The sequence below is a fragment of the Bradyrhizobium uaiense genome (assembly GCF_010811875.1).
Taxonomy (GTDB): domain Bacteria; phylum Pseudomonadota; class Alphaproteobacteria; order Rhizobiales; family Xanthobacteraceae; genus Bradyrhizobium; species Bradyrhizobium uaiense.
The window spans coordinates 17,018-38,741 of sequence record NZ_VKHP01000031.1; the positions used below are offsets into that span (position 1 = coordinate 17,018).

At 64.8% G+C, this 21,724-nt stretch carries 18 protein-coding genes; 12 read left to right on the forward strand and 6 right to left on the reverse strand.

Annotated elements, in window-relative coordinates:
* Positions 1–29: 29 nt before the first annotated feature.
* Together FNJ47_RS10560 and FNJ47_RS10565 are read right to left on the reverse strand one after the other, a co-directional pair.
* Complete coding sequence (locus FNJ47_RS10560; protein ID WP_163153018.1) at positions 30–821, reverse strand: esterase/lipase family protein; 792 nt, start codon at positions 819–821, stop codon at positions 30–32.
* Between the two features lie 8 nt (positions 822–829).
* A complete protein-coding gene (locus tag FNJ47_RS10565; protein WP_163153019.1) occupies positions 830–1,078 on the reverse strand; it encodes a DUF6489 family protein in 249 nt (82 codons plus the stop codon).
* Between the two features lie 377 nt (positions 1,079–1,455).
* Between FNJ47_RS10565 and FNJ47_RS10570 the strand changes: the two genes are divergently transcribed.
* From FNJ47_RS10570 to FNJ47_RS10625, 12 genes are all read left to right on the forward strand, one after another.
* The gene (locus FNJ47_RS10570) at positions 1,456–3,054 is read left to right on the forward strand and encodes an ABC transporter substrate-binding protein (RefSeq protein ID WP_163153020.1); all 1,599 of its coding nucleotides are present in this window, start codon (positions 1,456–1,458) and stop codon (positions 3,052–3,054) included.
* Between the two features lie 103 nt (positions 3,055–3,157).
* A complete protein-coding gene (locus FNJ47_RS10575) occupies positions 3,158–4,138 on the forward strand; it encodes an ABC transporter permease (RefSeq protein ID WP_163153021.1) in 981 nt (326 codons plus the stop codon).
* Positions 4,139–4,149: 11 nt separating this feature from the next.
* Complete coding sequence (locus FNJ47_RS10580) at positions 4,150–5,109, forward strand: ABC transporter permease (RefSeq protein ID WP_163153022.1); 960 nt, start codon at positions 4,150–4,152, stop codon at positions 5,107–5,109.
* A complete protein-coding gene (locus FNJ47_RS10585) occupies positions 5,106–6,089 on the forward strand; it encodes an ABC transporter ATP-binding protein (protein ID WP_163153023.1) in 984 nt (327 codons plus the stop codon). Before FNJ47_RS10580 ends, FNJ47_RS10585 begins: the two co-directional genes overlap by 4 nt.
* On the forward strand, positions 6,086–7,081 hold the full coding sequence (locus tag FNJ47_RS10590; protein WP_163153024.1) for an ABC transporter ATP-binding protein: 996 nt from the start codon (positions 6,086–6,088) through the stop codon (positions 7,079–7,081). Before FNJ47_RS10585 ends, FNJ47_RS10590 begins: the two co-directional genes overlap by 4 nt.
* Before the next feature lie 124 nt (positions 7,082–7,205).
* Positions 7,206–9,011, forward strand: a complete 1,806-nt coding sequence (locus FNJ47_RS10595; RefSeq protein ID WP_163153025.1) for a gamma-glutamyltransferase family protein — start codon at positions 7,206–7,208, stop codon at positions 9,009–9,011.
* A gap of 271 nt (positions 9,012–9,282) precedes the next feature.
* On the forward strand, positions 9,283–9,993 hold the full coding sequence (locus FNJ47_RS10600; RefSeq protein WP_163153026.1) for a DUF1028 domain-containing protein: 711 nt from the start codon (positions 9,283–9,285) through the stop codon (positions 9,991–9,993).
* Complete coding sequence (locus FNJ47_RS10605; RefSeq protein ID WP_163153027.1) at positions 9,990–10,979, forward strand: ABC transporter ATP-binding protein; 990 nt, start codon at positions 9,990–9,992, stop codon at positions 10,977–10,979. Before FNJ47_RS10600 ends, FNJ47_RS10605 begins: the two co-directional genes overlap by 4 nt.
* Complete coding sequence (locus FNJ47_RS10610; protein ID WP_163153028.1) at positions 10,976–12,058, forward strand: ABC transporter ATP-binding protein; 1,083 nt, start codon at positions 10,976–10,978, stop codon at positions 12,056–12,058. Before FNJ47_RS10605 ends, FNJ47_RS10610 begins: the two co-directional genes overlap by 4 nt.
* 47 nt (positions 12,059–12,105) lie before the next feature.
* Positions 12,106–13,617 carry an ABC transporter substrate-binding protein gene (locus tag FNJ47_RS10615; RefSeq protein WP_163153029.1) on the forward strand — a complete coding sequence of 504 codons (1,512 nt, stop codon included), beginning with the start codon at positions 12,106–12,108 and terminating at the stop codon, positions 13,615–13,617.
* Positions 13,618–13,648: 31 nt separating this feature from the next.
* Positions 13,649–14,590: an ABC transporter permease gene (locus FNJ47_RS10620; RefSeq protein WP_163153030.1), complete on the forward strand. Its 942-nt coding sequence runs from the start codon at positions 13,649–13,651 to the stop codon at positions 14,588–14,590.
* Between the two features lie 4 nt (positions 14,591–14,594).
* Entirely contained in the window at positions 14,595–15,485 is an 891-nt protein-coding gene (locus FNJ47_RS10625; RefSeq protein ID WP_163153031.1) for an ABC transporter permease, read from the forward strand.
* A gap of 266 nt (positions 15,486–15,751) precedes the next feature.
* Here FNJ47_RS10625 and cnbZ read toward each other — a convergent pair whose 3' ends face one another.
* From cnbZ to FNJ47_RS10645, 4 genes are all read right to left on the reverse strand, one after another.
* Positions 15,752–16,495: a 2-amino-5-chloromuconate deaminase CnbZ gene (cnbZ, locus tag FNJ47_RS10630; RefSeq protein WP_163153032.1), complete on the reverse strand. Its 744-nt coding sequence runs from the start codon at positions 16,493–16,495 to the stop codon at positions 15,752–15,754.
* Between the two features lie 123 nt (positions 16,496–16,618).
* Positions 16,619–19,723 carry a multidrug efflux RND transporter permease subunit gene (locus tag FNJ47_RS10635; RefSeq protein ID WP_163153033.1) on the reverse strand — a complete coding sequence of 1,035 codons (3,105 nt, stop codon included), beginning with the start codon at positions 19,721–19,723 and terminating at the stop codon, positions 16,619–16,621.
* Positions 19,724–19,806: 83 nt separating this feature from the next.
* On the reverse strand, positions 19,807–21,000 hold the full coding sequence (locus FNJ47_RS10640) for an efflux RND transporter periplasmic adaptor subunit (protein WP_163153034.1): 1,194 nt from the start codon (positions 20,998–21,000) through the stop codon (positions 19,807–19,809).
* A 1-nt stretch (position 21,001) separates the two neighbouring features.
* Positions 21,002–21,703, reverse strand: coding sequence for a TetR/AcrR family transcriptional regulator (locus tag FNJ47_RS10645; RefSeq protein WP_163153035.1), 702 nt, complete (start codon positions 21,701–21,703; stop codon positions 21,002–21,004).
* Positions 21,704–21,724 lie beyond the last annotated feature (21 nt).

Sequence of the window (21,724 nt, forward strand, 5' to 3'; positions counted from 1 at the left end):
GCGCCTTGGCGGCGCTTCTCGTCGTCTGATCAGGATAGTGCCTGTTCTGCCGGCCGGTAGGCAATGGCAAAGGGGCCCGACCGGTCAAAATGCCGGAACTCGCCTTCCGACTGCGCCAGCCGGTCCGCGATCGCCCACAGCGCTGCGGGGTTGACGCCGAGGCCGAGATGGCTGGCCAGATGCACCTCGATGTTCTCGGCGGTCGCCGACGACCGCACCCGCGAGGTCCGCCAGTTCACGATGCCGTCGGTGCGGGAATAGATCGAGGTGGCCGGCACCGGCATGTCGCCGGCGATCGCCGCGCGAATCTCGGGGATGTCGTCCACCGCCTCGCCGGACAGCAGTTCGTACAGCCGGGTCGCGTTGGTGGCGCGGATGTCGTCAGCGAACGGACTGCCGAGCGTGATGATGGAGCGCACCAGATCGGGCATCTGCGCCGCCAGGTCGCGCGCATAGACGCCGCCGAGGCTCCAGCCGATGATCGAGACCTTGCGCCCGGACGCTTCATGGACCCGCTTCAGCAGGTCGCGCAGTGCAGCCCGCCTGCTGGAAATCCCGCCGAAATTGCGGCCCATGTTCCAGGCGTAGGCGTCGTAGCCGAGCTCCTTCAGATAGCGCCGCATCGGCGCCATCGAAAGGTCGCTGGCGAGGAAGCCCGGCAGCGCCAGCACCGGATGGCCGTCGCCCTTCGGCGCCTGCATCAGCAGGGGCGACAGCAGCAGGCTCCAATTGAGTTCGAGCACGCCGCGCGCCTCCGCCAGCATCAGGAACAGGCTAGGCGGGCGCAACCGGCGTACGGTCCCATCAACGCTCCTGTCCATGTCGGTCACTATTTCTTCTTGCTGGTGCCGCCGAAGCCGGCCATCGCCACGAACATGTCCTGGAAGCGCTCGGCGAGTTTGGGATCGAAGGTGAACCAGCTCTGCATCAGCGATTCCGGCGAAATCTTATCGATGTTCGACAGCATCTGCTGCTGCAACTTGTCCATGACGGCATTCTGCATCGGCGCCACATCGGGCAGGCCAAAGAACTGCCGCGCTTCGAGGGGCGTACAATCTATCTCGACGTTGACTTTCATATCCGCCTCCTCAAATACGCCTGACCCACCTCAGTATCGCCGCGACGGGGTGCGTTGCGCAAGTCGGCCCCACCCGCCCCAACGGGCAGTCGGCCTCAATCATCCGTTATGGTCAACCAAACCGTTTTGGAGCGACCGGCATAAACAGGGCGCGCCGGTGATCATTCCCGTGACCGACAGGCAGCACTCCGAAAGTCGAATGTCTCGCGTTCGTGCCGACAGCTTACTCTCGAATCCCGGCCATTGCGCTGCACTCGCGCGAACAGGTTAACCCTTTGGGAAATCGCGCTTGCGCGGCCGGTAAACTCTGGCAACATGCATCAATAATACCAGCCGGACAAAGCAGCCGGCGGACAAAAACGGGGACGCGGGATCACATGTCGGTACGTTGGAGTTTGTTTGCGGCGACGGCCGTCGCACTGGTCGCCCTTGCCTTGCCGGCATCGGCCCAGACGTTGAAGTATGCCAACCAGGGCGAGCTCAAGTCGCTGGATCCCTACACGCTGAAGGAGACCACGACGATCGCGCACCACGCCCACGTCTATGAGGGCCTCACCGCGCGCGACAAGGACCTCAAGATCATTCCGGCACTGGCGGAAAGCTGGGAGACGCTGAGCCCGACCAAATGGCGCTTCCATCTGCGCAAGGGCGTGAAATTCCACAATGGCGACCCCTTCACCGCCGACGACGTGCTGTTTTCCGCGGACCGCGTCCGCGCCAAGGGCTCCAACTTCCTCAGCAACGTCCCGGCCGACGCCAAATTCACCAAGGTCGACGACTACACCGTCGACGTGACGCTGGACTCGCCCAATCCCATCCTGACCTCGCAATGGGATAGCTGGTACATCATGGACAAGAAGTGGTGCGAGGAGAACAACTCGGTCGCACCGACGCCGGCCTCTGCAACCACGCCGAGCTACGCGGCGCTGCACGAGAACGGCACCGGCGCCTTCACGATCGAGAGCCATCAGCCCGGTGTGAAGACCGTATTCAAGGCGTTTCCGGGCTATTGGCGCAAGCCCGAGCATAATCTCAAGGAGATCATCTTCACCCCGATCGGCTCCGACGCCACCCGCGTCGCCGCATTGCTCTCGGGCGAAGTCGATGTCATCGAGCCGGTTCCGCTGCAGGACATCCAGCGCGTCAATTCCAGCGGCGTCGCCACCGTGATGACCGCGCCGGAGATCCGCACCATCTTCATCGGCATGGATATGGCCCGCGACGAGCTGCTGTATTCCAACATCAAGGGCAAGAATCCGTTCAAGGACATCAGGGTCCGCGAAGCCTTCTACAAGACGATCGACGTCGATCTGATCAAGACCCGCGTGATGCGCGGCATGTCGACGCCCTCGACCCTGATGATCGCCCCCGAGCTCTATCCGCTGTCGAAGGAGTTCACCCGGCCGAAACTCGATCCTGATGGTGCCAAGAAGCTGTTGGCCGAGGCCGGCTATCCGAACGGCTTCGAAGTCACGATGGATTGCCCGAACGACCGCTACGTCAACGACGCCGCGATCTGCCAGGCGGTGGTCGGCATGCTGGCCCGCATCGGCGTCAAGGTGAACCTGCTGGCGCAGCCGAAGGCGCAGTATTTCGGCAAGGTGCTGAAGCCCGGCGGTTACCAGACCTCGTTTTTCATGCTGGGCTGGACCCCCGCGACATCAGACTCGCACAACGTGCTGCACGACATCCTCGGCTGCCGCGACGATCCGAAGGATTCCACCCGGGGCGAGGCCAATCTCGGCGGCTATTGCAACAAGGAAGTCGACGCGCTCACCGACAAGGTCCTGGTCGAGAGCGACACGGCCAAGCGCGACCAGTTGATCAAGCAGGCCTACGAGATCGTCATCAAGGATTACGGCTACATTCCGCTGCATCAGCAACCGCTGGTGTGGGGCGTGTCGAAAAAAGTCAAATTGACCCAGCGCGCGGACAACCAGGTGCTGCTGTACTGGGCGACCAAACAGGGTGAATAGTGGCTACGGCGAATTGGGTCCCGGAAGCGCAGGCTTCCGGGACCTCGCGTTTTCCGGTCGCGCAAAGCCGCGCACCAATATTCAAAAGCAGTGAAAGGTAGAGATGCTCGCTTTCACTCTTCGCCGCTTCCTGCAGGCGATCGGCGTCATGCTCGCCGTCGGCATCATCGCGTTTGCGATGTTCCGCTTCGCCGGCGATCCGGTGAACCAGATCGTCTCGATCGACACTTCGGCGGCGGAACGCGCCTCGATCCGGCAGTCGCTCGGCCTCGACGATCCCGTGCTGGTGCAGTTCGGCCGCTACTTCATCAATGCGCTGCAGTTCAAGTTCGGCGTGTCCTACCAATTCCGCCTGCCGGTCTCATCGCTGCTGGCGGAGCGCATGCCGGCGACGCTGGAGCTTGCGATCGTCGCCACCATCTTTGCGATGGTGGCCGGCATCCTGATGGGGGTCTATTCGGCGCTGCGCCGTGACACCATCCTGGCCAGATTATTCCAGGCGATATCGCTGATCGGCATTTCGCTGCCGACCTTCCTGATCGGCATCCTCCTGATCTATCTGTTCGCCGTGACCTTGGGCTGGCTGCCCTCGTTCGGTCGCGGCGACGTGGTGAAGCTCGGCTGGTGGTCGACCGGGCTCCTCACCGTCTCCGGCTGGAAGGCGATCATCATGCCGGCGATCACGCTCGGGCTGTTCCAGATGACCCTGATCATGCGGCTGGTGCGCGCCGAAATGCTGGAAGTGCTGCGCACCGACTATATCCGCTTTGCCCGCGCCCGCGGGCTGACCACGCGCGCGATCCATTTCGGCCACGCGCTGAAGAACACGCTGGTTCCGGTGATCACGGTGGCCGGCCTGCAGTTTGGCTCGGTTATTGCTTTCTCGATCATCACCGAAACCGTGTTCCAATGGCCGGGCATGGGGCTTCTGTTCGTGCAGGCCGTGCAGAATGTCGATATCCCGATCATGGCCGCGTATCTCCTGATGGTCTCGCTGATCTTCGTCACCATCAATCTCGTGGTCGACATCCTCTACACCGTGGTCGATCCGCGCTTGCGGTCGACCGTCGGCCGCGCGGCGTGAGGGACCAAACCATGTCCGACGCCGTCGTCCCCCATCGCACGCAAGACCACCAGGCACCTGCCGGCTGGGTCAGGCGCGCGCTCGACAGCGACATCTTCTATTCGTTCCGCCGCTCCAGGCTGACGATGGTCGCAGCCTCCATCACGCTGCTGTTCTTCCTGCTGGCGATCTTTGCGTCATGGCTCGCGGTGCAGGATCCGTTCGATCCGGCGCAGCTGCAGCTGCTCAACTCGCGGATCGCCCCGCTGTGGACCGCCGATGGCCAGAGCCCGTTCCTGCTCGGCACCGACGAACAGGGCCGCGACGTGCTCTCGGCGATCCTTTACGGCCTGCGCATCTCGCTTGCGGTCGGCATCGCAGGCGTTGTCTTCGCCGGCGCGCTCGGCATCGCCCTCGGCCTGATCGCCGGCTATTTCGGCGGCGTGGTCGACACCGTGATCATGCGGATCGCCGACGTGCAGCTCACCTTCCCCGCGATCCTGATCGCGCTGCTGGTCAACGGCGTCGCCAAATCGCTGCTCGGCAACCGGCTCGACGAGATAAGCACGCTTGGCGTGCTCGTGATCGCGATCGGCCTCAGCTTCTGGGTGCAATATGCCCGCACCGTGCGCGGCTCGGTCATGGTCGAGAAGAACAAGGACTATGTGGCTGCGGCGCAGCTGATCGGCCTGCCGGCGCCGAAGATCATGTTCCGCCACGTGCTGCCGAACACGATGGGCCCGATCCTGGTGATCGCCACCATCAACCTCGCGCTCGCCATCATCACCGAGGCGACGCTGTCGTTCCTCGGCGCCGGCATGCCCGACACCATGCCGTCGCTCGGCACCCTGATCCGGATCGGCAACAATTATCTGTTCGCCGGCGAATGGTGGATCGTCGCCTTCCCGGGCATTGCCCTTGCCGGCCTGATCCTCTCCATCAACCTGCTCGGCGACTGGCTGCGCGACGCACTCAACCCGAAGCTCCGATGACCCAACCTGTTCTCTCCGTGCGTAACCTCGAGGTGGAATTCGTCACCCGCCGCGCCAACTTGCGCGCCATCAACGGCGTGTCGTTCGACATCGCCAAGGGCGAGGTGCTCGGCGTGGTCGGCGAATCCGGCGCCGGCAAATCGGTCACGGGCCTTGCCGTGATCGGGCTGATCGATCCACCCGGCCGCATCTCCGGCGGCGAGATCGAGCTGTCGGGCACGCGGATCGACCATCTTCCGCCGGAGGAGATCCGCCGCGTCAGGGGCAAGCGGATCGGCATGATCTTCCAGGATCCGCTGACCAGCCTCAATCCGCTCTACCGGATCGGCGACCAGATCATCGAGACCATCCGCACCCACACAAACTTAAGCGAAAGCGCCGCGCGCAGGCGCGCCATCGATCTATTGGCCGAGGTCGGCATTCCCGCGCCGGAGAAGCGCATCGACGGCTATCCGCATGAATTCTCCGGCGGCATGCGCCAGCGCGTCGTCATTGCGCTCGCGATCTGTGCCGAGCCGGAATTGATCATCGCCGACGAGCCGACGACCGCGCTCGACGTCTCGGTGCAGGCGCAGATCATCGCGCTGATCAAGCGGCTCGGGCGCGACCATGGCACCGCGGTGATGCTGGTGACCCACGACATGGGGGTGATCGCCGAGACCTGCGACCGCGTCGCGGTGATGTATTCGGGCCGCATCGCCGAGATCGGCCCGGTGCAGGAGGTGGTGCGCAATCCCTTGCATCCCTACGCCAAGGGCCTGATGGGCGCGATCCCGACACTCGCCGGCGAGGACAAGCGCCTGGTGCAGATCCCAGGCGCGATGCCGCGGCTGTCGGCAATCCCGCCAGGCTGCCCGTTCAATCCGCGCTGCGCGTTTGCGTTCGATCGCTGCTGCATCGAGCGGCCTGAGCCGATCCGGCAGGGCACGCAATCCGTCGCCTGCCATCTGTTCGAGCCCGCGAAGGAGACCGCGGCATGAGCGGGACGTTGATCGAGGTCAGGAACCTGCGCCGCGTCTTCGACGTCTCGAAGCCATGGCTCAACCGCGTGCTGGAGGGTGGTCATCTCGAGCTTCTGAAAGCCGTCGACGGCGTCAGCTTCGACATCAAGCGCGGCGAGACCTTTGCGCTGGTCGGCGAATCCGGCTCCGGCAAGACCACCGTTGCGCGCATGGTCGTCGGCCTGCTGCCGCCGAGTTCGGGCGAAGTCATCATCGACGGCATCTCGATGACCGATCCGCGGCAGGGCCAGGCGCGCCGCCGGCTGCGCCGGCGCATCCAGATGGTTTTTCAGGATCCCTATGCGAGCCTCAATCCGCGCTACCGGGTCGCCGCCATCGTCGCCGAGCCGATCCGCGCCTTCGACCTGATCCAGGGGGAGCGCGACATCAAGGCCAGGGTCGGCGAATTGCTTTCGCTGGTCGGCCTGCACCCCGACGACGGCCAAAAATTCCCGCACGAGTTTTCCGGCGGCCAGCGCCAGCGCATCGCGATCGCCCGCGCACTGGCGTCCGAAGCCGAGTTCATCGTCTGCGACGAGCCCACCTCGGCGCTCGACGTCTCCGTGCAGGCGCAGATCCTCAATCTGATGCGCGACCTCCAGGACAAGTTCGGCCTGACCTATCTGTTCATCAGCCACAATCTGGCGGTTGTCCGCCACATGGCGACCAGGATCGGCGTGATGTATCTCGGCCGCATCGTCGAGATCGCCGAGGGCCGGAAACTGTTCGAGAACCCGAGGATGCCCTACACGAAGATGCTGCTCGGCGCGGTTCCGGATCTTGCGATGTCCGGCCGCCAGCGCATCCCGGTCAAGGGCGAGATTCCCAACCCGATCGATCCGCCGTCCGGCTGCGCGTTCAATCCGCGCTGTCCCCTCGCCTTCGATCTCTGCCGCGAGAGGGCGCCGGAACTGATCGACGGCGTCGCCTGCCACGCCGTCAACAGCCCGGCCGCCGCCGTTCCGGCATGATCACGCGGATGGGAGCGGCCATGTCCACCAAGCGGTTGGCATACCAGCCCGGCTGTGATCAAGTGCGCGCGCGCAAGTCGCGCCAGAACAAATCGAAGAACAAACCGCCTAACGGTGAAGAGCCATGAGCAACGTCAATCCCGATCCATTCACCACACGGCCCGAGATCGAAGGCACTTTCGGCGTCGTCACCTCGACGCACTGGATTGCGACCGCGGTCGGCATGGCGACGCTGGAGAAGGGTGGCAACGCATTTGATGCGGGGGTGGCAACTGCCTTCACGTTGCAGGTCGTCGAGCCGCATCTGAACGGCCCCGGCGGCGACGTGCCGATCATCGTGCACGATGTCAAGCGCGGCAAGACCGAGGTGATCTGCGGCCAGGGCCCGGCGCCGGCGAAGGCAACGATCGCGCATTACCGCAGCGAGGGCCTCGAGATGGTGCCCGGCACCGGCCTGCTCGCCGCCTGCGTGCCCGGCACGTTCGAATCCTGGATGCTGCTGCTGCGCGACTACGGCACATTGAGGCTGCGCGACGTGCTGGAGCCCGCGATCGCCTATGCCCGCGACGGCTATCCGCTGGTCGAGCGTGCGTCGGCCACCATCAAGACCGTCGAGCAGCTGTTCCGGAAATACTGGACCACCTCGGCCGATGTCTATCTGCCCAACGGCGAGGTGCCGAAGCCCGGCACCATCTTCACCAACACGAAGCTCGCGGAGACTTACACCCGCATCCTGACTGAAGCCGAGAGCGCCGGCGGCGACCGCGTCGCGCAGATCGAGCGCGCGCGGCAGGCCTGGTCGAAGGGCTTCGTCGCGGAAGCGATCGACAAGTTCTGCCGCACCCAGGAGGTGATGGACGTCTCCGGCTCGCCGCATCGCGGCGTGCTGTCGGCCGACGACATGGCGCGCTGGCAGCCGACCATCGAAGCGCCGCTGACCTACGACTATGGCCGCTACACCGTGCAGAAGGCCGGGGTCTGGAGCCAGGGTCCGGTGATGCTGCAGCAACTCGCGCTGCTGAAGGGCTTTGAGCTCGACGGGCTCGATCCCGCAGGCCCCGACTTCATCCATCTGCAGATCGAAGCCGCCAAGCTCGCTTATGCCGATCGCGAGACGTTCTATGGCGACCCGAAATTCACGAACATCCCGATCGAGACGCTGCTGTCCGACACTTATAACAACGAACGGCGCAAGCTGATCTCAAGGGACAAGGCTTCGCTCGACTTCCGCCCCGGCTCGGTCGAAGGCTTCGGTGGCGTCGTCAAATTGCGACATGCCGAAGGGCATCGCGAAGCAGTCGGCGCCATGGGCGCGGGCGAGCCGACCGTCGGCCGGTTCGGCGAGGTGCGCGGCGATACCGTGCATTTCGACATCATCGACAAGGCCGGCAACATGATCTCGGGGACGCCCTCGGGCGGCTGGCTGCAATCCTCGCCGGTGATTCCCGAGCTCGGCTTCTGCCTCGGCAGCCGCGCCCAGATGTTCTGGCTGGAGGAGAACCACCCGGCCTCGCTGGCGCCGGGCAAGCGGCCGCGCACCACGCTGTCGCCGACCATGGCGCTGCGCGATGGCGAGCCGTATCTCGCCTGGGGTTCGCCGGGTGGCGACCAGCAGGACCAGTGGATCACCCAGTTCTTCCTGCGCCACGTGCACGCCAAGCTCAATTTGCAGGAGGCGATCGACGCACCGGCCTGGCACTCCGAACATTTCCCGATCTCGTTCTGGCCACGCACCTCGCGGCCCGGCGTGCTGGTGCTGGAAAATCGCGTGCCGAAATCGACCATCGACGAATTGAAACGCCGCGGCCATGTGGTCGAGATTGGCCCCGATTGGTCGGAAGGCCGCCTCACTGCAGCCTCGAAGGTCGGCCCCCGCCGCCGCGCCGCCGCCAACCCGCGCGGCATGCAGGGCTACGCCGCAGGGCGCTAGCAAAAGGTGATCGCCACAGCATGATGACATCCGGTCGGATCGCGAAGCGAGCCTCAAACTCCACCTCGCCCCGCTTGCGGGGAGAGGCAAAGGCCGCCTTTGGCGGCTGTCCTGAAAAACGCCGAAGCGAAGCTTCGGGTATGTCGCATCGAAGATGCGATCCGGGTGAGGGGGAGTCTCCGCGAACTCGATTTTCATCATCTTCGCGGAACAAGCCCCTCACCCCACCCCTCTCCCCGGAAAGGGCGGGGAGAGGGAGAAGAGAGGTGAGATGACCTGGTCGATCGTCGCCCGCGACAGCGCCACCGGCCAGCTCGGCATCGCCGTCGCGACGCGGTTCTTCGCGGTTGGCGCTCTCGTGCCGCACATTGCACCCGGGATCGGCGCCGTTGCGACGCAGGCGCTGGTCAATCCCTATTACGGCATCGACGGCCTTGCGCTGCTGCGCGACGGCAAGAGCCCGCATGAGGTGATCTCGGCGCTGCTCGCGCCTGACAACAGCCGCGACAGCCGGCAGGTGCATGTCATGGATGCCAAGGGCCGGATCGCCGCCCACTCCGGCAAGGATTGCATCGACTGGTTCGGCCACATCGCCGGCGACGGTTTTTCGATCGCCGGCAACATGCTGGCCGGACCTGCGGTGCTCGACGAGACCGCACGCGTCTACGCAGCCAACGAAACGCTGCCGTTCGCGGAACGGCTGATCAAGGCGATGCTCGCCGGCGAAGCGGCCGGCGGCGACAAGCGTGGCAAGCAGTCCGCGGCGCTTCTGATCCACAGCACCGAGGAATGGCCGGCGCTGGACCTGCGGGTCGACGACCACGCCGATCCCCTGCGCGAGCTGGAGCGGCTGGAAGCCGTCAGCCGGGAACACTGGGTGCCGTTCCGGGACTTCATGCCGACCCGCGCCAACCCGGCCGGAACCAGCGATCGCGCTAGGATCGAGGCTGCCATCGCAGCGGCAACCAAGAGCGGCGAATGACCGCCGGCCCGCTGATCGAGATCGAGGGCCTGCGCGTCACCTTCCACGGCGACGACGGTCGTACCACGCATGCCGTCGACAGCGTCGATCTGTCCGTCGCCAACGGCACCACGCTCGGCCTGGTCGGCGAGTCCGGCTGCGGCAAGAGCGTGACCTCGCTCGCGATCATGGGGCTGTTGCCGAAGCAATCCGCCGCGGTGTCCGGTGCGATCCGCTTCGACGGCTTCGACCTGCTCGACGTGCCGGACGCGACGCTGCGCGACCTGCGCGGCAATCGCCTCGCCATGATCTTCCAGGAGCCGATGACCTCGCTCAACCCGAGCTTCACCATCGGTGACCAGATCACCGAGACGATTTTGCGCCACCGCGGCGGCTCCCGGCGCGCGGCGCGCGAGCGCACCATCGAGCTGCTGCGCCGCGTGCATATCCCCTCGCCCGAGAAACGCATCGACGAGTATCCGCACAAGCTGTCCGGCGGCATGCGCCAGCGCGTGATGATCGCGATGGCGCTGGCCTGCGACCCGCAGCTCCTGATCGCCGACGAGCCGACTACCGCACTCGACGTCACGCTGCAGGCGCAGATTCTCGATCTGATGCGCGAGCTGAAGGCCGCAAGTGGTGCGGCGATCATCCTGATCACCCACGATCTCGGCGTCGTCGCCGAAGTCTGCGACGAGGTCGCCGTGATGTATGCGGGCGAGATCGTCGAGCGCGCCCCGGTCGACGAGCTGTTTGCCAATCCGCAGCATCCCTACACGGTCGGCCTGCTCGGCTCCATCCCGCGGCTCGATCGCCGCACCAGCCATCTTGCGACCATCGAGGGCATGGTGCCGAACATGGCGAACCCGCCGGCCGGCTGCCGCTTCGCCGCGCGCTGCCCGTTCGTGGAGAATGCCTGCACCAAATCCCCTCCCCCGCTGGCGATGCTGAGCGCGACCCACGCCTCGCGCTGCCTCCGCGCGCCGCTGGAACGGCTGGTGTCATGACTGCGCTGCTCGAGGTGGAAGGGCTGGTGAAGCATTTCGTCGCCGAACGCTCGGTGTTCGGCCGGCCGACCGCCTATGTGAAGGCGGTCGACGGCGCCAGCTTCACGGTCGAGGCCGGAAAAACGCTGGCGCTGGTCGGTGAATCCGGCTGCGGCAAATCCACCGTGAGCCGGCTGGTGCTGCGGCTGATCGAGCCGGATGCCGGCCGCGTCACCTTCGCGGGCCGCGACCTCGGCGCTCTCAATGCCGAGCAATTGCGCGCGTTCCGCCGCGACGCGCAGCTGATCTTCCAGGACCCCTACGCCTCGCTCAACCCGCGCATAACGGTGAGCCAGATCCTGACCGAGCCGCTGGCGCTGCACGATCTCGTGCCGGCTGCGCGCCGCCGCGAGCGGGTCGACGAGCTGTTGCGCCTGGTCGGGCTCGAGCCGCGCTTTGCGCGCCGCTATCCGCACGAATTCTCCGGCGGCCAGCGCCAGCGCATCGCGATTGCCCGTGCGCTCGCGGTCGAGCCGAAGCTGATCATCTGCGACGAGCCGGTGTCGGCGCTCGACGTCTCGATCCGCTCGCAGATCCTGAACCTGCTGCGCGACCTGCAGGATCGCTTGAAGCTCGCCTACATCTTCGTCTCGCACGATCTCGCCGTCGTGAAACACATCGCCGACCGGGTCGCCGTGATGAATCTCGGCACCATCGTCGAAACGGCGGAGGCGCAGGCGCTGTTCACCGCGCCGCGCCATCCCTATAGCCGCGCATTGCTGTCGGCGATCCCGGTGCCGAAGCCGCGCGCCAAACGCAGCCGCATCGTGCTGGAGGGCGAGCTGCCGAGCGCGCTCAATCCGCCCTCCGGCTGCCGCTTCCACACTCGCTGCCCCTATGTGATTTCGCGTTGCCGCAGCGAAGTGCCGCAGTTGCGCGACGATGGCACCGGATATGCAACGGCCTGTCACCGGACCGGCGAGCTGCCCGGCGCGGAGGCGATCGTGCCGTCCGATGGCGGGTTCTCGCCGACACTGGAAAAGCTGGTGGCGGCGTTCAATACGGCGGAAGCCTCGGGGCGGCCCGGGGTTATTTCGTAGGGAACAAAGGCGCAAGGGATAAAGGCGCAAGGGATAAGGGGTTGGCGATGAGATTTTGGCGCTTGGCGGTCCTGATGACAGCCCTCGTGACCTGGTGCGGAACGAGCGCGCGTGCCGAGACGACGCTTCGCATCGGGCTCGCCGAGGACCCCGACATCCTCGATCCTTCAGTCGGTCGCACCTATGTCGGCCGCATCGTCTTTTCCGCCTTCTGCGACAAGCTGTTCGACATTGACGAGAAGCTGAACATCGTTCCGCAGCTCGCGCTGTCCTACGAGAACTCGGCCGACGGCAAGGAGATGACGATCAGGCTCCGGCCGGGCGTCAAATTCCACGACGGTGAGCCGTTCGACGCCGAAGCCGCCAAATTCTCGCTGGAGCGCCATCTGACGCTGCCGACCTCGTTTCGCAAACCGGAATTGGCCGCCCTCGACCATGTCGACGTCGTTGATCCCCTGACCATCAAGCTGGTGCTCAAGACGCCCTACTCGCCGCTGATCGCCCAGCTGACCGACCGCGCCGGCATGATGGTCTCGCCGAAGGCGGTGAAGGAGGCGGGCGACAAATTCGGCCTGCATCCGGTCTGCGCCGGACCCTACAAATTCGTCGAGCGCGTGCAGCAGGACCGCATGGTGTTCGAGAAATTCGGGGATTACTGGAACAAGGACAACGTATTCATCGATCGCATCGTGTTCCTCCCTATCGTCGACGCCACGGTGCGGCTCGCCAATCTGAAATCCGGCGGACTCGATCTGATCGAGCGCGTGCTCGCCACCGACATCAAGGACGTCCGCGCCGACAAGCGGCTCGTGCTGTCGACCGCACCTGAACTCGGCTATCTCGGCCTCACCATCAACATCGGCAACGACAAGAGCAAGGGACCGCTCAGCCAGTCGGAAAAGGTGCGCCAGGCGCTCGATCTGTCGATCGACCGCGAGGCGCTCAACCAGGTCGTCTTCAACGGCGAGTTCACGCCGGGCAATCAGTGGGTCAGCCCGACGCATCCTTACTATCAGAAAGCGTTTCCGGTTCGGGGACGCGACGTTGCCAAGGCCAAGGCACTGCTGAAGGAGGCCGGTGTAACGCTGCCCTTAGCCATCGACTACATGGTCCCCAAAGGGGCCGAGAACGAAGCCGTGGCCCAGGTCGTGCAGTCGATGGCGGCCGAAGCAGGCTTTGACATCAAGATCCGCGTGGTCGAATTTGCGACGACGTTCAAGCAGGCCCAGGCCGGCGAATTTCAGGTGTTTCAGATCAACTGGAGCGGCCGGATCGATCCTGACGGCAATTCCTATGTCTTCCTGCACACCAAGGCGCCGCAGAACGATGGCGGCTATTCCAACGCGGAAGCCGACAAGCTGATGGAAGATGCGCGGCTGATCAACGATCCCGCCCAGCGCAAGGCGATCTACGAGAAGATGACCAAGATCGTGCTCAATGACGAGCCAATCATCTATCTCTACCACCGCACGCTGCTGATCGCCCACTCCGTCAAGGTCGAGGGTTACCGGCAGATGCCGGATGGATTGGTGCGCGTGGTCGGGCTGAAATTGAAATGATCGCCACGGCGCAGGGTACGCGGGGTCGACAATGCTGAACTTTCTCGCCAAGCGGCTGGCTCAGCTGATCCCGACGCTGTTCTTCGTCTCGCTCCTGATCTTCTCGCTGCAACATCTGCTGCCCGGCGATCCGGCGCTCGTGATGGCCGGCGAGGAGCGCGATCCGGCTGTCATCGAGCAGATCCGCCAGCAATACCACCTGGATCAGCCGATCCCGGTGCAATACGCCTATTGGGTCAAGGGCGTGCTGATGGGCGACTTCGGCGAGTCGCTGCGCAACAAGATGCCGGTATCGAGCCTGATCGCGCAGAAGCTGCCGGTGACGATGCAAATCGCCGGCATGGCGATCGTGGTCGCCTTCCTGATCGGCATTCCTGCTGGCATCATCTCGGCGGTGAAGATGGGCACGGCGTGGGACTATGGCGCCAATTTGTTCGCGCTGTGGGGGATCTCGACGCCGAATTTCTGGCTCGGCATCATGCTGATCTTCCTGTTCTCGGTCGAACTTGGCTGGCTGCCGGCCTCCGGCTACGTACCGCTCAGCGAAAACTGGCGCGCGAGCCTCGCCGCATCCGTCATGCCGGCCTTCGTGCTCGGCAACGCGATCGCCGCGATCCTGATGCGGCATACGCGAAGCGCGATGCTGCAAGTGCTGGAGAGCGACTATGTCCGCACCGCGCGGGCGAAGGGCCTGTCCGAGCGTACGGTGATCCTCAAGCATGCGATGCGCAACGCGCTGACGCCGATCATCACACTTGGCGCGCTCGAGCTCGGCACGCTGCTGTCGGGCGCGGTGCTCACCGAGCAGATCTTCTCGATCCCGGGCTTCGGCAAGCTGATTGTCGATGCCGTGTTCAACCGCGACTATGCCGTCGTGCAGGGCGTGGTGCTGACGACGGCGACGATCTACATCACGCTCAATCTGATCGCTGATATCGCCTATATCCTCGTCAATCCGCGGCTGAGGGGCTGATCGGATGACCGACGCTGCACTCGGGACATCAGCTTCGCTTGCCGCGGCCGAGACGCTGGAGAGCTCGGCGCGGCGTGCCTGGCGGCGGCTGATGAAGCGCAGGGGCGCCGTGCTCGGCCTCACCGTGATCGCGCTGTTTGTCCTGCTCACCGTCTTCGCGCCACTGATCGTGCCCTATGACCCCGTCGCGACGAGCTGGTCGCTGGTGCGCAAGGCGCCGTCGATGCAGCACTGGTTCGGCACCGACGAGCTCGGCCGCGACGTGCTCGCGCGCGTCGTGTTCGGCGCCCGCGCCTCGCTGCTTGCCGGCGTCATCTCGGTCGGCATCGCGCTTGCGGTCGGCGTGCCGCTCGGATTGCTCGCCGGCTATCGCGGCGGCTTCATCGACGCGCTGATCAGCCGCGTCACCGATGCGATGCTGGCCTGCCCGTTCCTGATCCTGGCGATCGCGCTCGCGGCCTTCCTCGGCCCGAGCCTCGGCAATGCGATGATCGCGATCGGCGTCTCGGCGACCCCGATCTTCATCCGCCTGACCCGCGGCCAGGTGATGAGCGTCAAGGTCGAGGATTATGTCGAGGCGGCGCGCGCCATGGGCAATCCGCGCTGGCGCATCGCGCTGGTCCACATCCTGCCCAACATCCTGCCCGCGCTCCTGGTGCAGGCGACGCTGTCGATCGCGGCCGCGATCATCGCCGAGGCCGCGCTGTCCTTCCTCGGCCTCGGCCAGCAGCCGCCGGCGCCGTCCTGGGGTAGCATGCTCAACGCCGCGCAACGCTTCCTGACCACCGCGCCGTGGATGGCAGTCTGGCCGGGGCTTGCGATCTTCCTGGTCGTGCTGTCGTTCAACCTGGTCGGCGACGGCCTGCGCGACGCGCTCGATCCGAAGGCGCGGTGACACGCCGTCGTCCTATCACAGCGACGAACGCTCGATCTTCCCCGTCATCCTGAGGTGGCCGCGTCTTCAGCGGCCCTCGAAGGATCGACGGCCCGACTGGGGCCGTGCATCCTTCGAGACGCGCTACGCGCTCCTCAGGATGACGGGGAGAGATTGCGCGCTGCACCATCCACGTCATTGCGAGCGAAGCGAAGCAATCCAATGTCACCTAGCGTGCGGAGGCATGGATTGCTTCGTCGCTTCGCTTCTCGCAATGACGACGGAAGCTAGATCACCACCTCGCGCAACACCCGCCTGCAATCCATCTCGTATTCGAGATCGACCACCGGCGGGCGGCAGAAGTGCCAGGTCAGGCCGGAGCGCGTGGCGCCGCGGCGGACCAGTTCGTCGGCCATCACCGGATGGATGTCGTGCACGGTGTAGGCCTGCACGGCCGTGGTCTCCTGCCAGCCGAAGCTGAACTCGGCAAGACGTCGCTCCATCTCGCCGGCGGTGAAGCGGACCTTCTCCCGCCATGCGCCGGGACTGAGATCGCGATAGCAAACAATGCGGTCGGGATAGCTGGCGGTGCCACTGCGCGCCTCGGCGCCGCCTGCGATCACGAAGGACGGCGACGTGCTCGTGCTCGGCCGCGTGAACGAGAACGCGTAGAACGAGGGCTCGCTTGGCGGATCGATCTCGGGACAGACATTGCTGCGGGCCACCGGATTGATGGTGCCGTCGAACAGGCCCCATTCGGCGAGCGTCTTGACGTAATGCTGGTTGAAAGCGCGGAAGCCGTCCTCGGTGAAGGCGGCCGGCGAGCGCAACTCGCAGGCGCAGAACGAGGTCAACGGCCGGCCGGCGTCCTTGATGTAGGCGGCGATCCGCGCAAACCCTTCCGCAAGCGGCACCAGCCGATCGAAGCGGACCCGCTCGATCTCATAGCCCGCGTTCGCCTGCGCGCCGCTGGAATATTGGAACACGGCCGGAATGAACCGGTAATTGCCCGCCGCAAATTCGCTCGCCATGCCTGTTTCCTCCAGATCTTGTGAGGCGGAGCATAGCGTTTTGGAGCGAAGTGGTCTCCCAAGGAAAAGGCGGCAGTGGCTTTCGCCAGTGCCGCCTTTCCTGCGAACATGAGCTTGGAGGGCTCAGGTCGGTTTCAGTGCGCCGCCGCCGTTACCCTCGAGTTCGTAGTCGGCGATCTGCTTGGCGCGCTCGGAACGGGCCGCAGCCTGGTGGTCGGTCGCGATCACCGTGTAGACCATCGGCAGCACGAACAGCGTGAACAGCGTGCCGATCGTCATGCCGGTGACGACGACAAGCCCGATCGAGAAGCGGCTGGCGGCGCCGGCGCCCGAGGCGGTGAGCAGCGGCAGCAGGCCGGTGACCATGGCCGCCGTCGTCATCAGGATCGGACGCAGACGAATCCGCGCCGACATCTCGATCGCCGAGCGGCGGTCCAGTCCCTCATTGAGTTGCAGCTCATTGGCGAACTCCACCATCAGAATGCCGTGCTTGGTGATCAGTCCGACCAGCGTCAGCAGGCCCACCTGGGTGTAGATGTTCATGGTGGCGACGCCGAAGAACAGCGGGATCAAGGCGCCGACGATCGCCATCGGCACCGAGATCATGATCACGAACGGATCGCGCAGGCTCTCGAACTGCGCCGCCAGCACCAGGAAGATGATGATGATGGCGAACGCGAAGGTGACCAGCAGCTGGTTGCCCTCGTGGACGTATTGCCGGGAGTCGGCGAGGAAGTCGTAGCTGAAGCCGGACGGCAGCTTTTTGGCTTCACCCTGCAGGAACTCGACCGCCTGCCCCATCGAGACGCCGGGCATCGGCACGGCCTGGAAGGTCGACGAGTTGAGCTGGTTGTAGTGGGTCAGCGCGTTCGGATCGACGCCGGTCTCGACCGACACCACCGTCGACAGCCGCACCAGCTGCCCGGTCGTGGTCGGGACGTAGTAGTTGTCGAACGATTCCGGAGCGAGCCGGCTGGCGCGCGGCACCTGCGGGATCACCTGATAGGAGCGCCCTTCCAGGTTGAAGCGATTGACGTAGTTGCCGCCGAGCAGCGTCGCCAGCGCGCCACCGACCGACTGCATCGTGATGCCGAGGTCGCTCGCCTTGGAGCGATCGACCTTCACCCGGACCACCGGCTGGTTGAAGTCGAGGTCGCTGTCGGTGACGATGAACAGGCCGCTCTTGCGCGCGGCATCCTTCAGCTTGTTCATCTGGTCGAACACCTGCTGGAAGCCGGCTGTCGACGAGATCACCATCTGCACCGGCAGACCGCCGGGGCCGCCCGGCAGCGGCGGCAGGCTGAACGCGAATGCGCTGACGCCTTCGATCTTCGACAGCTCGTTCTGCACCAGCGGCTGCAATGTCTGGGCCGAGCGCTTGCGCTCATCCCACGGCTTGAGCAGCATGCCGGCGAAGCCGCCCTGCGGACCGGTGATGCCGTTCAGGATGAACCGCAGATCGGTCTCGGGAAACTTCTGGAACTCCTTGTCCATCTTGTCGCCGTAGAAATCGATGTAGTCGATGTTGGCGTATTTCGGCGCCTTGGTCACCGCGAACACGATGCCCTGGTCTTCCTGCGGCGCCAGTTCCTTCTGGATGTGCATGTAGAGGAAGCCGACCAGGCCGAGGATGGTCACGGCGAACAGCGCCGTGATCGGGCGGTAGTCGAGCGAACGATCCAGCTGGCGGCCATAGGCGCGCGTCAACGCGCCGAACACGCGATTGACGAGCTTGGCGAACCGGCCCTCTTCCGCGCTCTTGAGGAACACCGAGCACATCATCGGCGACAGCGTCAGCGCGATCACGCCCGACACGATCACCGAGCCCGCCAGCGTAAAGGCGAATTCGCGGAACAGCGTGCCGGTCACGCCGCCGAGGAAGCCGATCGGCGCGTACACCGCCGCCAGCGTGATCGTCATGGAGACGACGGGGCCGACGATCTCGCGCGCACCTTTCAGCGATGCCTGCACGGGTGGCAGGCCCTCCTCGAGATGTCGATGGATATTCTCCACCACCACGATGGCGTCGTCGACCACGAGCCCGATCGCCAGCACCATCGCCAGCAGCGTCAGCAGGTTGAAGCTGAAGCCCGCGGCCAGCATCAGGATGCAGACGCCGATCAGCGACAGCGGAATGGTGACGACGGGGATGATCACCGACCGCAGCGAGGCCAGGAACAGAAAGATCACGACGACGACGATCAGGACCGCTTCAGTCAGCGTCTTCTGGACTTCGTCGATCGAGGATTGGATGAACTTGGTGGAGTCGTAGGCCACCTTCATCTTCATCGACGGCGGCAGGTTGCGCTCGAGATCGGGGAACAGCGCCCGCACGCCCTTCACCAGGGTCAGCGGGTTGCCCTGCGGCGTCGCCTTGATGCCGATGAAGATCGCATGCTCGCCGTTGAAGGCGACGCTGGCGTCGGTCGACTGCGCCGCGAGCTCCACCGTCGCGATGTCCTCGATGCGCACGAAGCCGCCGTCCTTCGCCTTCACGATCATGCGCTTGAACTGATCAATGTTCTGAAGGTCGGTATTGGCCGAGACGTTCGAGACGATGAAGAAGCCCTTGGTCTGGCCGGCGGCCGCCTGGAAGTTGTTGGCGGCGATCGCAGCGGCAACGTCGTTGGGCGACACGCCGCGTCCGGCCATACGGGTCGGATCGAGCCAGACGCGCATTGCAAAGGTCTGGCCGCCGAGAATGTCGGCCGAAGCGACGCCGTCGACCGTCGACAGCACCGGCTGCACGACGCGGGTCAGATAGTCCGAGATCGCCGATCCGGTCAGCTCTTCGCTGGAGAAGCCGAGATACATCACGGCGATAGTGTCACCGGTCGCCTTGGTCACGACCGGATCGAAGGCTTCCTTCGGGATCAGATATTTGACCGAATTGACTTTGGCGAGCACTTCAGTGAGCGCCTGGTTCGGATCGTGGTTGAGCTTGACGTAGACCTGGATCGTCGAGGTGCCGAGCACCGAGTTCGACGTCATGTAGTCGACGCCTTCGGCCGAAGCGACCGCCTGCTCGATCGGCGTGGTGATGAAGCCGTTGATCAGCTCGGGCGACGCGCCGGGATACGACGTCGTGATCGTCACGACGGTGTTCGAGAGATTCGGATATTGCCGGATCGGCAGCACCATCGCCGCGCGCAAGCCGATCAAGAGGATCAGCAGGCTGACGACGACCGACAGCACCGGGCGCTTGATGAAAATATCAGTGAAGGCCATCGCCAACTCGATTCGTGTTGTCTGCCGGTTGCGGCAACATGTGGCGGAGGGCCATCAGGCCCTCCGGGTTCAGCTAGTGGAGATCAGTAGCGCGGCGGCTCGGCCGGAACCGGCGGCGGCGGATCGGTCGAGATCGCGACCGCCATGCCCGACTGCAGCTTGATCTGGCCGACGGCCACGACCTTGTCCCCGGCCTTCAGGCCCTTGAGGATCTCGACGCGGCCTTCGACGCGGTTGCCCGTCTTCACGAAGGTGCGGTCGGCGGTCAGGGTGGTCTTGCCGTCCTCGCCCTTCTTCTCTGTGATCAGGAACACGGAGTCGCCGTACAGCGTGTAGTCCACCGCGGTTTCCGGAATGGTCACGACCGGCGGCTTCTCAGGCAGCACGATCGTGGTGGTCGCGAACATGCCGGGCTTGAGGATGCTGTCCGGATTCTGGATCGTTGCCTGGACCCGGATGTTGCGGGTTTCGGTCGCGATCTGCGGCTCGATGGTCGTGATCTTGCCCTCGAAGGTGCGGCCCGGATAGGCGTCGACCGCAACACGCACAGCCTGGCCGACCTTGATCTGCGAGCTCTGCTTCTCGGTCACGGTCAGGTTGGCATACAGCACCGACAGATCGGTCAGCGACACGATCTGCGTGCCGGCCGTCAGATACTGGCCGACTTCGACCTGGCGAACGCCGAGATCGCCTTCGAACGGCGCGCGCACCAGCTTCTGCGAGATCAGCGCTTCGGTCTTGGCAATGCCCGCCTTGGCCTGGTCGTAGGTCGCCTGCGCGGTGTCGACGGTCGACTGCGGCCCGAACTGGCGCGACGCAAGCTGCTTGGCGCGGTCGAGCTGCTGCTCGCCCACGGTCGCCTGTGCCTTGAAGCTCGCGAGGTCGCCCTGCTCAGGTGCGTCGAACAACTGCACCAGCGGCGTGCCCGCCTTCACATGGCTGCCGGCGGTGAACTGGATCTCGGTGATGCGGCCCGGCACGTCGGTCGTGACGTTGACCTGGTGCACCGCGACGAGATCGCCGACGGCGGTCAGAAGATTCGGAATCACTTCCGTCTTCGCCTCGGCGACCGTGACGTTCGACGGCGGCGGCTTATTGTTGGCGAAGAACTGCGCGATCATGTGGCTGCGGAAGGCGTTGAAGCCGACCAGCGCGCCGACCAGCAGGGCCAGCAACAGCCCCACAATGATAAACCAGCGCACCATACGGACAGGACGCTTGGCTTGTTTCTCCTTGATCGGTTGTCCCGAGATGTGGCTTTCGGTCTGAATATTCATGTCATGCACTTTCTGCAGTTACCGACGGTCCTGCGCTCGGCGACGGCTGGCGGCCCAAATGAGTTGAAATTGCGGCTTCGGTAAGTCCGATGCCGCGAAGAATGAACTGGCAAAGCTGCTGCTCGGCCGCAGCGGCATCGCCATAGGGGAGACATGGTGTCGCAGGCAGCTGCGTCAGTGCGCCCATAAGCACGGTATGATGCGCAAACCAGAACAGGTTGAGCGGCTCGTCGCCGATCCGCGTCGCCTCGCCGGCAGCAATCGCCCGTTCAAGCGAGGCGGCGAAAGTCGGACCGATCAGCTTGCCGACCTTGTCGTAGAGCAGGCGCGCGAACTCGCCATCGTCGAGATGGCTCGTCACCATCAGCCGCATCCGCTGCGCCTCTTCCTGGTCCGGCGCATCGCGTAGCTGCATGAAGTGGCCGACCATGCCCTCCACCAGTTCGACCAGCGTTGCGGTCGACGGCTCCTGGCCGAGCAGATGCGCGAGATCGGGATCCGCCTCGCACTCCTCGGCAAGGATTTCGGCATAGAGCGCCGCCTTCGACGGGAAGTGCTTGAACAGCAGTCCCTCCGAAATGGCAGCCGCAGCCGCCACGCTCTTTGTCGTGGTGCCGGCAAAGCCGTTGCGGGCGAAGCATCGCTTTGCAGCGCTCAGGATCAACTGACGCCGCAAGTCACTCGTCATGCGTAAGGTAGACATTTGGGTCGTGAGTAATCACTC